Genomic DNA, 13,276 nt, shown 5'->3' with positions numbered 1-13,276 from the left:
GGCCACTGTGCGCCGTAGCGTCCATATTGTGGACACCGCAGCCAAGCGCACCGTTCCCGGAGCCCAGTCGATCGCCCGCGCCGCCCAGCTCCTGCGACTGGTGACCTCGGGAGGAGACGAGGGGATGCCGGTGGCCGAGCTCGCCCGCCGCGCCGAGCTCACCCGCCCGACGACGCATCGACTCCTCACCGCACTGCGCCACGAGGGCCTGGTCGATCAGGACGAGCGCACCGGCCGCTGGATGCCCGGACCGGAGCTGTACCTGATGGGCACGGTCGCAGCATCCCGCTACGACATCACCACTGTCGCGCGCGACATCGTGCGCTCATTGGCCGTCCGCACCGAAGAGAGCGCGTTCCTGTCCGTCCGACGGGGCGACGAGACCGTGTGCCTGCTGCGCGAGGAGGGCAGCTTCCCGATCCGCTCATTCGTGCTGTCGGAGGGCGTGCGGTTCCCGCTCGGCGTGGCGTCCGCGGGGCTCGCGATCCTGTCGTTCCTGCCTCCCCACGATGTGGACGCCTACTTCGAGCGTCACCCCGAAATCTCACAAGGGTGGGGTGCGGCCCACAGCGAGCCGCGGCTGCGCACGCGCCTTCGCGACACCCAGGAGCGCGGCTACGCCGTCAACCCCGGGCTCATCGTCGAGGGCTCCTACGGCATCGGGGCGGCGGTCTTCACGCGCGAGGGCCACCCGCAGTGGGCCCTGAGCCTCACCGGCGTGGAGTTCCGCTTCGGCCCCGAGCGCCTGCCCGAGCTCGGTCGCACACTGCTCGCCCACGCGCACCAGCTCACGACCCGCATCGCCGCGTCGCGCTGACCAGCTCGATCCCTGCTATCCCCGCGATCCCACTCACCTGTCGCGACGTGCCTGAGCACGCGGCAGATCGTGACCCGCGAGCGTCAGCGGGTGGGGGCCGCCGCGAGCTCCTCGCGCACCGCGGCGGCGACCACATCCGCCCCATCAGGCGACATCACGATCGTGTAGTGGTTGAAGCCGTCCACGCGCTCGTGCTCGACCGCGGGGTACTCCAAAAGCAGTCGTTCGAGGTGGTGCGGGGCGTACAGCCCGGGCGGCTCGTTCTGCAGGCCGCGGGGAACGGTGATGAGGCGGGTCGGATGCTGGAGCCCGGCCAGCGCCGCCGGCAGCGCGTCGCCCGCGTTCATGTCGAGGGTGTCGTCGGCGGTCGTCGCGTAGCTCGTCGCTGGGCGGAACGCGCCCGTCCCGTCGTCGACCAGGTCGTACGCGAGATAGCGTTCGAGCTCGGGCGTCCAGGCGCCGGCGAAGGCCGGATGCTGCTGCCAGAAGTCCATGTACTCCCCCGTGTCCGCGAACCTCATCGACAGCCGCGCCGCGGTCGGGCCGAGGATGCCGGCGACGAGTTCGTCGGTGCTGAGTCCTGCCGGGACGTCGAGCGGCAGCCCGCCGTCGACGAGCAGCAGCCGCGAGACGCGCTCGGGGTACCGGTGCGCGAACACGACGGACACGAACCCGCCCATCGAGTGCCCGACGACCACGGTGCGGTCGATGCCGAGCGCATCGAGCAGCGCCCTGAGGTCCGCCGCGTGTGCGGCCATCCCCGCGGAGCCGCCGATGCCGTTGCTGCGCCCGCGGCCTCGCAGATCGGGCGCGACGATGCGCACTCCCGGCAGACGGTCCACGACGAACGGCCACGCCAAGTGGGAGGCCGTGACGCCGTGCACCAGCAGCACGGCCGGCGCGTCGGCGGCGGCGTCTATCGGGTCCCAGACTCCTGCCCGCAGCGGCCCGCCGTCGACGGGCACGTCGACCGTCCGATACTCGTGGCTCACCGTGCCGTCCATCCGCCGTCCATCGTGTACGAGGCTCCGGTGACCATGCCGGCCTTGTCGGATACCAGCCAACCGGCCAAAGACGCGACCTCGTCGGCTTCGACGAGCCGCTTCACCGCGCTCTCGGTCAGCATGATCTTCTCGACGACTTCGCTCTCCGCGATCCCGTGCACGGCGGCCTGGTCCGCGATCTGCTTCTCCACGAGCGGAGTGCGCACGTAGGCGGGGTTGATGCAGTTGCTGGTCACGCCGTGCGGGGCGCCCTCGAGCGCCGTCACCTTCGACAGGCCTTCGAGCCCGTGCTTCGCGGAGACGTACGCCGACTTGAACGCGCTCGCCCGCAGGCCATGCGCGCTCGAGATGTTGATGACACGCCCCCATCCGCGCTGGTACATCGCCGGGAGCGCCGCACGGATGAGGAGGAACGGGGACTCCAGCATGAGCCGCACGATGAGCCGGAACGCCTCCGGATCGAACTCCGTGATCGGCGCGACCCGCTGGATGCCGGCGTTGTTCACGAGGATGTCGACGTCGAGGGCCAGGTCGTCGAACGCGGCGGTGTCGGCGAGGTCGACGGCCCACGACTCACCGCCGACGGCGGTGGCGGCATCCGTCGCGGCATCCGCGTTCAGATCGGCGATGATGACGTGCGCGCCTCGCGAGGCGAACTCGTGCGCGCAGGCGAGGCCGATGCCGCTCGCTCCGCCGGTGACGAGTGCGCGCTTGCCGGCGAGGTCCTTCTCCACCATCAGGATTCCTTCCGTGCGTCGTCCGCTCGCGGCGCGAGGGCGTTGTCGATGAAACGGGTCATGCCGGCGAACACCACCGGGTCGAGCTGCGCAGGCGGGTTGCCCTCGGCATCGCGCTCCCACAGCAGGAACCGCATGCCGATGAGCTCGCCCATGCCCATGAGGGCCCACGCGGTCGTCTCGGGATCGAGGGCGCGGTCGACGTCGCCCGTCGCCTGCGCGGCGCGCAGGCCTGCCTCATACCCCTCGACGATGCGCGTGTAGTGCGTGCGCAGCACCTCGGGCGAGACGAACTCCGCCTCGCGCACGACGCGGTAGAGCGCAGGGTGCTCCGCGGTGAACCGGAAGAACCCGGCGAACCCCGCACGCTCCGCCTCCAGGCGACCGGATGCGCCGACCATCGCCTCCGACATGGAATGGCGCACGCGGCGGTTGAGGTCGAGTACGAGCGCCTCGAAGATCGCCTGCTTGCTGTCGAAGTAGAGGTAGAAGGTGCCGAGGCCGATCCCCGCGCGCTCGGTGATCTTGACGATGGATGCCTCGTGGTACCCCTGCTCGGCGAACACGATCTCCGCCGCCTCGAGCAGGCGGCGCCGGGTCGCCTCACCGCGCTTGGTGAGGGGGCGTCCGGTGGCGGAGGACACCAGCTCCTCTTCCCGGTCGACGAGTTCGTCGGACATGCTCATCGGAAATCCCCCTTCGCACGCTCGCGCACCACTCGGTGCGCGCGCTCACCAGCACGATCTTCCTGCTCCCGCCGCAGTTCGACCAGCAACCTGGCCTCTTCGCGCAGACGCGATCGTGCGAGCTTCTCGATGGTCGACCGCGGCAGCGCGTCGACGAACTCCACGTGGACCGGGATCTTGAAGGCGGCGAGGTTGCGCCGCGCGTGAGCCAGCACCTCGTCGACCGACAGCGCAGCCCCCGTCACGGGCACCACGAACGCGACGCCCCGCTCCCCCCACACTGCATCTGGTACGCCGACGACGGCGGCCTCCTCGATCAGCGGGTGCAGACACAGTGCGTGCTCGACCTCCGCAGGAGCGACGTTCTCGCCACCCGAGATGAAGATGTCCTTCAGACGGTCGACGATTCGGTACACGCCCGCCGCGTCCCGCGACGCCAGATCGCCGGTGCGCAGCCACTCGCCGCTCATCGCTCGGGCCGTCGCATCGTCGTCATCGAGATAGCCCGCGAAGACGCTGGGGCCGCGCACCCACAGCTCGCCGGTGGCCTCGCCCTCCAGCACGAGCCCCGAGGCGGGGTCGACGATCCGCACCGACACATGCGGGTACGGCCGGCCGACGGCGCCCGGCGCCTCGATCGACTCGGCAGCCGGCAGGTGCAGCACGTTGGGTGCCGCTTCGGTGAGCCCGTACCCCTGCGTGAGCGGGATCCCCCGCGCTGTCCACTCCTCCTGCAGCTCCACCGGCATCGTCGCGCCCCCGACGAGCGCGAGGCGCAGGGATGAGGCTGGGGCCGTGGGGACGGTCCTGCGCCACTCGCGGTCGCCCGCGAGCAGCGCGTACTGCGTCGGCACGCCCATCATCGCGGTGACCTTGCGGTCGGCGATGAGCTGCAGCACGCGCGCCGGCTGGAACGACCGCTCGAGCACGACCGTCGCGCCGACCCACCACGCGAGCAGCGGCTGGCAGTTCCACGCCGCGACGTGGAACTGCGGCAGCATCGCGAGCACGACATCGTCCTGCGTGAGCGGCAGCGCCTGCGCCAGGGCCAGGTTGTTCCAGAAGCAGTTCGCGTGCGTCAGCACGACGCCCTTCGGCGCGGCTTCGCTTCCCGACGTGAAGATCACGAGCAGCGGGTCGTCGTCGCGCACCGGCCGGCGAGTCCCCGGGTTCGCTGCGCGCGGCACGGATGCTTCGACCCCTGTCGTGCCGAGACCTGCGACCGGCGCTGCCACCGCCGCGATCCGCAGCGCTTCGCCCGCGAGCGCGGCGTGCTCGTCCTCGATCAGCGTCAACGCCGGCCCGGAGCGGGTGAGCACGTCGGCGAGCTCGCGCGGCGTGAGCCGCCACGACAGCGGCACGAAGGCGATGCCCGCGATCGCGCACGCGAAGAACGCGACGACGTGGTCGGTGGAGTTGCCGGACACGGTCGCGATGCGGTCACCCGGCCCGTAGCCCGCCCGGCGCAGTCGGTCGGCAAGCTCCGAGGAGCGGGCGGCGAGGGTGGCGTAGTCCGTCGTGACTCCGCGGTCGTCGATCGCGATGCGCCCAGGCGAGCGGGTCGCGCGGTCCAGGATCCACCGGCCGACCGTGTGCGGCCCGTCGTCGATGTCGGGGTCGGCGGTCCAGCTCATGCGCGCACCTCGGCCGGCGTCTCCACGGAGTCATCGGCGTCGTCGAGTCGGCGGAGCGACCCGCGGACCTTCTCCCCGCGCCGACGGCGGACGGCTGCGTCGATGGTGCCCGCGATGCCGCCCGGGAGGAACATCACCACGACGATGAACAGGACGCCGAGGAGGAACAGGGGCTCCGACAAGGGAATCCGCAGCACGTCGGGAAGCCCGGCGATCGCCTCGGAGCCCGCGAGCACCGTGAGCCGCTGATCGAGCAGCGTGTAGAGCACACCGCCCACGATGGCACCCCAGCGGAATCCGACGCCACCCAGCACCACCATCACCAGAACCGTGATCGTGAGGTCGGCCGAGACCGACCGCGGAACCGTGCCCGACTGCAGGAGCATGTACGCGACTCCGGCGAGGCTCGCGAGCCCCGCCGCGATGACGAACACGATGAGCCGGACGCGGTAGGGCGACAGACCCAGCACACGCACGCGCTGCTCGTTCTCGCGCGTCGCGCGGGCGAGGTGACCCAGACGCGAGGTGTCGACCCACAGCACCACGAGGTACACCAGGACGAGCACGACGAGCGTGAACCAGTACAGGTTGCGGGTGTTCACGACCCCGATGAGGAAGTCGGGCACCTGCGCCGTGTTGAGGCTGAGCCCTTCCTCCCCGCCGGTGACCTGCGAGTTGCGGCGCACCAGCACCGAACCCGCCTGCGCGAACGCCAGCGTCACCATCGCGAAGGGGATGCCCGAGACCCGCATCGACACCGCGCCCGTCACGAGCGCGATGACCATGCCGCCGATCAGCGCGATGAAGACGCCGGGCCACAACGGCACGCCGAAGTGCTCGAGCGCGATGCCCAGTCCGTACGCGCCGGCGCCGAAGTAGAGCGCGTGGCCGAACGACAGCATCCCACCCGAGCCGAGCAGCAGGTTGTATGAGAGCGCGAGCGCGGCGAACACCATGCAGAGGGACAGCAGGGCAAGGGTGCCGGGCATGTACGTCGGCGTGGGCAGGATGCCCGGGAGCGAGAGGTTGAGCAGCGGCAGCATCGCCATGAACGCGACGAGGACGACGCCCACCACCGCGGGAAGCAAGCGCCGGATGCTGCGCTCCTCGGCCGCCCCGCGCCCCTGAGCCTGTCGAAGGTTCATGCCTTCCTCCCCAGGAGTCCGGTCGGGCGCACCAGCAGCACGAGGGCCAGCAGGATCACGACGATGAAGTCCCCGGTGCCGCCGAGGTAGAAGTTCGCGAACTGCTGCAGCACCGCGACGAGGACGGATGCCACGGCCGCGCCCGTCAGCGAGCCGAGGCCGCCGACGACGGTGACGATGAACGCGAAGATGAGGAGGGTCTGCCCGAGGTGCGCCGACACGAAGGTCGAGTAGTGCATCGCGAGCACACCGCCGATCCCCGCGGCCGCGCCGCCGATGGCGAAGACGAGCGTGAACGAGCGTCGCACGTCGATGCCGAGCGCCGTGACCATCGAGCGGTTCTCGACGCCGGCCCGGATGATCATGCCGTACCGCGTCTTCTGCAGGAACAGCACGAGGGCCGCGAGCACGAGCACGGCCGCGATCATCAGCACCCAGTACGTGTTGGGGATGCGGGCGCCGAGCACGTCGGTCGTCTGCTTGAGCCACGGGGGTCCTCCGATGTGGATCGGGTCGGTGCCCCAGATCCCCTCGAACAGAGCCACGGCCGCGAACGACAGACCGACCGTGACGAGCACCTGCTCGATGTGCCGCTCGTACAGCGGCCGGATGAGCACGAGCTCGGTGAGCGTCGCGAACACGGCGCCCACGCCCGCGCCGACGAGGACCGACAGCAGGAAGGATCCCCACGAGTCGGTGCCGAGCGCCTGCGCAACCATCCAGCCCATGAACGCGCTCAGGGTGAGGAAGGCGCCGTGCGCGAAGTTGAGCACGTGCATCAGGCCGTAGATGAGGCTCAGGCCACTGGCGACCAGGAAGTAGAGGGCGCCGAGACCGACGCCGGTGATGAGGGTGAGGATCAACGTGCTCATGCGGCGTGCTCCACGTGGACGCCCAGCAGGCGGCGGGTGAGGTCTTCGTCGTCGAGGATGTCGCGCGCCTTGCCGACGTGCGCGACGCGACCGCCGGCGATCACGATGGCGTCGTCGGCGAGCCGGCGCACAACCTCGAGGTTCTGCTCGACGAGGAGGATCGGCACGATCTTCGACGCCTCCTGGAGCGCGTCGGCGACCTCGGCCACGATCTTCGGCGCCAGGCCCTTCGTCGGCTCGTCGACGAGGAGCAGCCGGTTGTCGTTGAGCAGCGCGCGTGCGACCGACACCATCTGCTGCTGGCCGCCCGAGAGCGTGCCGGCCTGCTGGTCGCGGCGCGCGACGAGGTCGGGGAACAGCTCCGCGACGAACTCGCGCCGCGGGTTGCGCTGACGTTCGGCCAGAGCCAGGTTCTCGGCGACGGTGAGCTTCGAGAACACCTCGCGGTCCTCCGGCACATACCCGACGCCGCGCCGCACGATGCGATGCGTGGGCAGAGCGTCGATGCGCTCGCCCGCGAGTCTCACCTCGCCGCGACGGGAGATGAGTCCGAGGATGCCGCGCAGCGTCGAGGTCTTGCCGACGCCGTTGCGGCCGAGCACCGCGGTGATGCCGGTGGCGGGCACGTCGAACGACACGTCCTCGACGACCTGCTGGCCCGCGATCGTGCAGCGGAGCTTCCGGACGGTCAGGATGGGCGTGCCGGGGGACGCCCCGGTTCCAGAAGAAGCCGCGCTCATGCCGCTGCCTCCCCCGCCGATCCCGTGCCCAGGTAGGCGCTCTGCACGAGAGGGTTCTCCATGATCCGCTGCGGCGTGTCATACGCGATGATCGTGCCGAAGTACATGACTGCGACCTTCTCGACGAGGCCCATCAGCACGTCGATGTGGTGCTCGACCATGAGCAGCGTGCAGCCCTTCTCGCGCTGCATGTCGCGGATGTTCTCGACGAGCCCGGCGACGTCGCCCGAGGCCACGCCCGCCATCGGCTCATCGAGCAGCACGATGCTCGCGTCCGTCGCCAGCAGCACCGCGATCTCGAGCTTGCGCTTGTCGCCGTGCGAGATGTCGCCCGCAAGCGAGTCGCGCTTGTGACTGAGCCCCACGATCTCGAGCTTCGTCATCGCGAGCTCGGTGGCGGCATCCGTCCGCTTCGGGAAGTGCAGGAGAGAACCCGAGCCGCCCAGCGACACCTGAGCCGCCAGGCGCACGTTCTCGAGCACCGACAGCTTGGGAAAGAGGCTCGACGTCTGGAAGGTGCGACCCAGTCCCGCCCGCGCCCGCGCCGGCACCGACGCCTTCGTGATGTCTCGGTCGTCCAGGACGACGCGGCCGGCCGTGGGCTTCATGAGCCCCGAGATCACGTTGAAGAGCGTGGTCTTGCCGGCGCCGTTCGGACCGATGACGCCCACGAGGGAGCCGGCGGCGACGTCGAGCTCGACGTCTTTGAGGATCGTCGCGCCGCCGATCTGCAGGCCGAGGCCCTCGATCTTCAGCGGAGAGCCGCGGCGCGCGGTCTCCGCGTCGGGCGCGGACGGGACTGTGGTGCTCATCGTTTCGCGAAGCCCCGGATCACTCGGCTTCGGCGGGGGCGACGTCGTCGGCCGAGACCGTGTCGACGAGCTCGGGCACGAACGTGCCGTCCTTCGCGACGAGCTTGGCCTGGTACATCTCCTGGATGAGGGCGTGGTCGCTCGCGCGAACCGTCATCGTGCCCTTCGGGCCCTCGAACTCGAAGCCCTCGAGCGCCGCGACCATCGCGTCGACGTCGCCCTGGCCCGACTCGATGGCGTGGACGATCATGATCGCCGCGTTGAAGCCGTCGGGGCTGAACAGGTCGGGCGTGCCGCCCGCCTCTTCGATCGCCTGGACCATCGCGGTGTTGACGTCGTTGTCGGGGGCGCCCGGGAAGTAGTGGTTCAGGAAGCTGATCTTCTCGGATGCCTCGCCGTACGCACCGAAGGTCGCCGAGTCGCCGAGGCCCGTCACCACTGGGATCTCGTCCATCACGCCCTGCTGGCTCATCGCCTGCCACATCGCGCCCGAGGTCGCACCTGCCCATGCCACGAACACCAGGTCAGGGGCGCCGGCGAGCACCTGCTGCGCGAACGGCGTGAACTCGGTGGCGTCCTCCGCGACGAGCACGGAGCTGACCGTTGCACCCTGGCCGCCGAGGATCGCCTCGACCGCAGCGACGTTGCCCTGGCCGAACGCGTTGTCCTGCGCGAACACGGTCACCTTCTTGCCCTCGATGTCGTCGAGGAAGGTTCCCGCGGTCGCGACGTCCTGAGCGCTCTGGCGGCCGGAGCGGAAGGTGTAGTCGTTGATGCCGGTGATCGCATCGGCGGCGGCGGGACCGGAGACGTAGAGCACCTTGTTCTGCTCGGCCTGCTCCGCGACGGCCAGGGCGACGCCCGACGAGGCGGTGCCGGCGATGATGTTCACGCCGGCGCCGATGAGCTCCTTGACGGCGGTGACAGCCTTGTCGGGGTCCCCGGCGTCGTCGCGGTACTCGACCGAGATCGTCGTGCCGTCGATCTCGCCCGTGCCGTCGGTGGCGTAGTCGAGACCGGCCTTGAACGCGTCGAGGTACTGCTTGCCGTAGCCGGCGAGCGGACCCGACTCGCTCGTGACGATGCCGACGGTGACTTCGGACGGCCCGGCGTCGTCGGTGGACCCGGTGCCCGGGTCGGCGGACGGCGCGCACGCCGCCAGGGCGAGCGCTGCCGTGACGACCACGGAGCCCAGGAGCAACTTCTTCGTAACCCGCATGTGCGTGCCTTTCCCCATTGGAAGGATCTGGTGCCTGAATCGGTGCTTCGCTCACAAACATGAGATCCGATTCAGGTTCTTGCAATGTAGGAAAGGAAGTCGTGCAGGTCAAGTCGGCCAGCCCGCTGCCGCCTCGTCGTTACCGAATCGGGACGCACTCTCTGGCGGTGGCGATTCGCATACCTGCGGTATATACCCGAGGTATGCTTTCTGAGTGACCCACGATCAGGACATCGAGACCCTCATCGTCGCCGCCCACGCGCTGACCCGCGTCGCGGCGCTCGAGACCGCCAATGAGACACCCGCCGCGCAGTGGCGCACCCTCACGATCCTCCGCGACCACGGCGCGCTCCGGATCGGCGAGCTCGCCCGCCTCAGCCGCGTGACCCAGCCCGGCATGACGCGGCTGGTCGGCCAGATGGCCGACCACGGACTCGTGGCGAAGACGACGGATGCCGCGGACTCGCGCGCGACGGTCGTGGAGGTCACCCCGCTCGGCCTCGAAGCACTCCAGACCTGGCTGCTGCAGCTCACCGCCGCCCTCGCGCCCCACTTCGACGATCTCCGACCCGAGGAGTGGGACGCGCTGCGGACCACCGCATCCGTCCTCATGCGCAAGCTCGACCACACGCGCACCGCGCCCGCCGGCGAGACTGCCGAGGCCACCCGATGAGCGCCCACGGCAGCGCCACGGGCTCGGTGTGGCGCCAGCCCGCGCAGGTGTGGGCCGTCGCCTTCGCCTGTGTCGTGGCGTTCATGGGGATCGGCCTGGTGGACCCGATCCTCCCCGCCATCGCGGAATCGCTGCAGGCGAGCCCCGTTCAGACCGAACTCCTGTTCACGAGCTACCTGCTGGTGACCGGGCTCGCGATGCTCGTCACGAGCTGGATCTCGAGCCGCATCGGCGCGAAGGCGACTCTGCTGATCGGCCTCGCGCTGATCGTCGTGTTCGCGCTCCTGTGCTCGCTGAGCGGCAGCGTCGATGCGATCATCGGCTTCCGCGCCGGCTGGGGCCTCGGCAACGCGCTCTTCATCTCGACCGCCCTCGCCACCATCGTGGGCTCGGCGTCCGGGGGCAGCGGCGCGGCCATCGTGCTCTACGAGGCCGCGCTGGGCCTCGGCATCGCGATCGGTCCGCTCCTCGGCGGTCTGCTCGGCGAGATCAGCTGGCGCGGACCGTTCTTCGGCGTGGTGGTGCTCATGGCCATCGCCTTCATCGCCGTTCTCGTGCTGCTGCGCGGGCCGAGCAAGAAGCCGGTGCCGGTACCGCTGTCGGCGCCCTTCACGGCGCTGCGCATCCCGTCGCTGGCTGTGCTCGCCGTCGCCGCCCTGTTCTACAACATCGGCTTCTTCGTGCTGCTCGCCTTCTCGCCGTTCCCGCTCGGGTTCGGCGCCATGGGCATCGGCTTCACATTCTTCGGCTGGGGCGTCGCGCTGGCAATCACCAGCGTGTGGGTAGCGCCGCTGCTGCTGCGCTTCATGGCCCGCACCACCGTCATGCTCCTGACCCTGCCCCTGCTCGCGGTCGACCTGATCATCGCCGGAATCCTCGTCGAAGACACCACGGCCCTGGTGGTCTGCATCATCGTCGGCGGACTGCTCCTGGGCGTCATGAACACGGTGCTCACGGAGTCCGTGATGGAAGCGACGGATCTCCCCCGCTCCGTCGCGTCCTCGTCGTATTCGGCGGTCCGCTTCCTCGGCGGCGCCGCCGCTCCCCCGCTCGCCGCGCTCCTGTGGCACCTGTACGGCCCGACCGTGCCCTACCTCTTCGCCGCGGGATCCGTCCTGATCGCCACCGCCACGATCCTCTTCGGCCGGCGCGCGCTCGCCCGCATCGACGAGAACGAGGCGGATGCCGCCGAGGAGGCCGCGGCGGTACTGGTGGGCGACGCGGCCTGAGACGGCGGGCGAGGCTCGGAGCGGACACCGCGCCGGACAGCAGAAAGGCCCCGGAACATCCGGGGCCTTTCTGGTCGGTGCACCCCCTGGGACTTGAACCCAGAACCCACTGATTAAGAGTCAGTTGCTCTGCCGATTGAGCTAGAGGTGCGTTGTTCACTTACGAGGCGAACGAGGATCAACATTAGCATCACGATCGCGTCTCGTGAAATCGAGGCGGGAGCGCCCCGGCTATCCTGGATTCCGTGACCTCCCCCTCCCCCGTTTCGACGTTCGACACGCCGTTCGAGGGAGACCTCCGGGCCGATCTCGATCTCGCTCTGCGGCTGGCGGATGCGGCGGACGCGGCATCCATGTCCCGCTTCGATGCGGTCGATCTCGACGTGCGGCTGAAGGCCGACGCGAGCCACGTCACCGAGGCGGATCTCGCCACCGAGCGGGCCCTCCGCGACCTGCTGGAGACAGAGCGTCCGGGCGACGGGGTGTTCGGCGAGGAGTACGGCGTCACCGGCGATTCGGCGCGGCAGTGGATCATCGACCCGATCGACGGCACCGCGAACTATCTCAAGGGCATCCCGATGTGGACGACCCTCATCGCCCTCGCCGTCGACGGTGTGCCGCGCGTGGGGGTCGCGAGCCAGCCGGCGATCGGACGCCGCTGGTGGGCCGCGAGCGGCCTCGGCGCGTGGACGAACACGCCGACGGGCGAGACGAAGCGTCTCGCCGTGTCGGCGGTCGACACGATCGCCGAGTCGAGCGTGAGTTTCCAGAGCATCGGGCAGTGGCGCGACGCCGGCAAGCTCGACGCGCTCGAGCGCCTGACCTCGTCGGTGTGGCGCGATCGCGGGTACGGCGACGCGTGGCCGTACATGCTGCTGGCCGAAGGTCGTCTCGAATTCGTCGCCGAGTTCGGCGTCAAGGAGTACGACATCGCCGCCCTGGTGCCGATCGTGACCGAGGCCGGCGGCAAGTTCACGTCGTTCGAGGGCAACGACTCGCTCTCGGATCTCTCCTCGCTCGCGACCAACCGCGTGCTCCACTCGGCCTATCTCGACCTGCTCCACACCGACTGATCCCGCACCGCCTGACACCCGGCCGCCTCCCATCCCCCACGGAGACTCTCTGATGCCCGCCCCCCGCATCCTCGGCACCGCCGCCGCCCTCGCCCTGTCCGCCGTGCTCCTCTCCGCTTGCGCCGGAACGCCCGAGGCCGCGCCCGAGGTGACCGGCAACGCGCAGACGCCGACCGCGGCCGCGCCGGAGCCTTCGGCGACGCCCGAGCCTGCGCCCGCCTCCACCGAGGACCCGACCTGCACCACGATCATCGGAGAGTCGGTGGTGGCGGACTTCGAGAGCCTCGGCTGGAGCTCGCAGGCGTCGCCGCTGTACATCGGCAGCACCGAGATCGAGGACGGCCTGCAGTGCATGTGGGCGGACTTCGAGGGTCCCGCCGGCGACCACGGGCAGATGTTCGGCTGGGCGCCCGTCTCCGACGCCGACGCCGCCGACCTGCAGGAGGAGCTCGAGTCCCAGGGGTGGCTGCGCGAGGAGGATTCCGCGGGCGTCTACATCACCGAGAGCGCGGACACCGCGATCGCGACGGATGCCGAGGGCTACGGCATGACGTACCTCTTCACGTCCGGCCAGGTGAAGGTCGCCGACACGAAGCAGGGCCTTCTGCTGATCGAGTGGCCGAAGAGCTGAGGCC

At 70.0% G+C, this 13,276-nt stretch carries 14 protein-coding genes and 1 tRNA gene; 5 read left to right on the top strand and 10 right to left on the bottom strand.

All coding sequences use genetic code 11. From position 1 onward, the window contains the following. Window positions 1-28 precede the first annotated feature (28 nt). Window positions 29-817, top strand: coding sequence for an IclR family transcriptional regulator (locus AC3A46_RS01805; RefSeq protein ID WP_487663536.1), 789 nt, complete (start codon window positions 29-31; stop codon window positions 815-817). A gap of 83 nt (window positions 818-900) precedes the next feature. On the opposite strand, the gene AC3A46_RS01800 is transcribed toward AC3A46_RS01805, so the two are convergent. The 9 genes from AC3A46_RS01800 to AC3A46_RS01760 are packed head-to-tail and all read right to left on the bottom strand — an operon-like array spanning window position 901 to window position 9,666. Next, window positions 901-1,821 carry an alpha/beta hydrolase gene (locus AC3A46_RS01800; protein WP_487663535.1) on the bottom strand — a complete coding sequence of 307 codons (921 nt, stop codon included), beginning with the start codon at window positions 1,819-1,821 and terminating at the stop codon, window positions 901-903. After that, complete coding sequence (locus tag AC3A46_RS01795; protein ID WP_487663534.1) at window positions 1,806-2,558, bottom strand: 3-hydroxybutyrate dehydrogenase; 753 nt, start codon at window positions 2,556-2,558, stop codon at window positions 1,806-1,808. Before AC3A46_RS01795 ends, AC3A46_RS01800 begins: the two co-directional genes overlap by 16 nt. Beyond that, a complete protein-coding gene (locus tag AC3A46_RS01790) occupies window positions 2,558-3,244 on the bottom strand; it encodes a TetR/AcrR family transcriptional regulator (RefSeq protein ID WP_487663533.1) in 687 nt (228 codons plus the stop codon). Before AC3A46_RS01790 ends, AC3A46_RS01795 begins: the two co-directional genes overlap by 1 nt. Then, the gene (locus AC3A46_RS01785; RefSeq protein ID WP_487663532.1) at window positions 3,241-4,878 is read right to left on the bottom strand and encodes a class I adenylate-forming enzyme family protein; all 1,638 of its coding nucleotides are present in this window, start codon (window positions 4,876-4,878) and stop codon (window positions 3,241-3,243) included. The genes AC3A46_RS01790 and AC3A46_RS01785 overlap by 4 nt, the downstream gene beginning before the upstream one ends. Further along, entirely contained in the window at window positions 4,875-6,023 is a 1,149-nt protein-coding gene (locus tag AC3A46_RS01780; protein ID WP_487663531.1) for a branched-chain amino acid ABC transporter permease, read from the bottom strand. The genes AC3A46_RS01785 and AC3A46_RS01780 overlap by 4 nt, the downstream gene beginning before the upstream one ends. Next, window positions 6,020-6,895: a branched-chain amino acid ABC transporter permease gene (locus AC3A46_RS01775; protein WP_056367694.1), complete on the bottom strand. Its 876-nt coding sequence runs from the start codon at window positions 6,893-6,895 to the stop codon at window positions 6,020-6,022. Before AC3A46_RS01775 ends, AC3A46_RS01780 begins: the two co-directional genes overlap by 4 nt. Beyond that, window positions 6,892-7,635, bottom strand: coding sequence for an ABC transporter ATP-binding protein (locus AC3A46_RS01770; protein WP_487663530.1), 744 nt, complete (start codon window positions 7,633-7,635; stop codon window positions 6,892-6,894). The genes AC3A46_RS01775 and AC3A46_RS01770 overlap by 4 nt, the downstream gene beginning before the upstream one ends. Beyond that, on the bottom strand, window positions 7,632-8,447 hold the full coding sequence (locus tag AC3A46_RS01765; RefSeq protein WP_487663529.1) for an ABC transporter ATP-binding protein: 816 nt from the start codon (window positions 8,445-8,447) through the stop codon (window positions 7,632-7,634). Before AC3A46_RS01765 ends, AC3A46_RS01770 begins: the two co-directional genes overlap by 4 nt. Before the next feature lie 19 nt (window positions 8,448-8,466). Then, window positions 8,467-9,666, bottom strand: coding sequence for a substrate-binding domain-containing protein (locus AC3A46_RS01760; protein WP_487663528.1), 1,200 nt, complete (start codon window positions 9,664-9,666; stop codon window positions 8,467-8,469). A 214-nt stretch (window positions 9,667-9,880) separates the two neighbouring features. On the opposite strand from AC3A46_RS01760, the gene AC3A46_RS01755 reads away from it, so the two are divergent. Continuing rightward, window positions 9,881-10,339, top strand: coding sequence for a MarR family winged helix-turn-helix transcriptional regulator (locus tag AC3A46_RS01755; protein ID WP_487663527.1), 459 nt, complete (start codon window positions 9,881-9,883; stop codon window positions 10,337-10,339). Beyond that, window positions 10,336-11,568, top strand: a complete 1,233-nt coding sequence (locus tag AC3A46_RS01750; protein ID WP_487663526.1) for an MFS transporter — start codon at window positions 10,336-10,338, stop codon at window positions 11,566-11,568. Before AC3A46_RS01755 ends, AC3A46_RS01750 begins: the two co-directional genes overlap by 4 nt. A 78-nt stretch (window positions 11,569-11,646) precedes the next feature. Here AC3A46_RS01750 and AC3A46_RS01745 read toward each other — a convergent pair. After that, a tRNA-Lys gene (locus AC3A46_RS01745) sits at window positions 11,647-11,719 on the bottom strand. 94 nt (window positions 11,720-11,813) lie between these two features. Between AC3A46_RS01745 and AC3A46_RS01740 the strand changes: the two genes are divergently transcribed. Continuing rightward, window positions 11,814-12,641, top strand: a complete 828-nt coding sequence (locus AC3A46_RS01740; protein WP_487663525.1) for an inositol monophosphatase family protein — start codon at window positions 11,814-11,816, stop codon at window positions 12,639-12,641. A 52-nt stretch (window positions 12,642-12,693) separates the two neighbouring features. Beyond that, entirely contained in the window at window positions 12,694-13,272 is a 579-nt protein-coding gene (locus AC3A46_RS01735) for a hypothetical protein (protein ID WP_487663524.1), read from the top strand. Window positions 13,273-13,276: the final 4 nt, after the last annotated feature.

It is taken from the genome of Microbacterium sp. Soil_C_42 (assembly GCF_057656735.1).
This window is presented reverse-complemented; position numbering and strand designations above follow the sequence as displayed.

Bases quoted from the DNA above. Each gene is read 5' to 3' on its own strand.
- AC3A46_RS01780 (WP_487663531.1), bottom strand. From the start codon at position 6,023: ATGAACCTTCGACAGGCTCAGGGGCGCGGGGCGGCCGAGGAGCGCAGC.
- AC3A46_RS01760 (WP_487663528.1), bottom strand. From the start codon at position 9,666: ATGCGGGTTACGAAGAAGTTGCTCCTGGGCTCCGTGGTCGTCACGGCA.
- AC3A46_RS01785 (WP_487663532.1), bottom strand. From the start codon at position 4,878: ATGAGCTGGACCGCCGACCCCGACATCGACGACGGGCCGCACACGGTC.
- AC3A46_RS01800 (WP_487663535.1), bottom strand. From the start codon at position 1,821: ATGGACGGCACGGTGAGCCACGAGTATCGGACGGTCGACGTGCCCGTC.
- AC3A46_RS01775 (WP_056367694.1), bottom strand. From the start codon at position 6,895: ATGAGCACGTTGATCCTCACCCTCATCACCGGCGTCGGTCTCGGCGCC.
- AC3A46_RS01795 (WP_487663534.1), bottom strand. From the start codon at position 2,558: ATGGTGGAGAAGGACCTCGCCGGCAAGCGCGCACTCGTCACCGGCGGA.
- AC3A46_RS01765 (WP_487663529.1), bottom strand. From the start codon at position 8,447: ATGAGCACCACAGTCCCGTCCGCGCCCGACGCGGAGACCGCGCGCCGC.
- AC3A46_RS01735 (WP_487663524.1), top strand. From the start codon at position 12,694: ATGCCCGCCCCCCGCATCCTCGGCACCGCCGCCGCCCTCGCCCTGTCC.
- AC3A46_RS01790 (WP_487663533.1), bottom strand. From the start codon at position 3,244: ATGAGCATGTCCGACGAACTCGTCGACCGGGAAGAGGAGCTGGTGTCC.
- AC3A46_RS01770 (WP_487663530.1), bottom strand. From the start codon at position 7,635: ATGAGCGCGGCTTCTTCTGGAACCGGGGCGTCCCCCGGCACGCCCATC.
- AC3A46_RS01750 (WP_487663526.1), top strand. From the start codon at position 10,336: ATGAGCGCCCACGGCAGCGCCACGGGCTCGGTGTGGCGCCAGCCCGCG.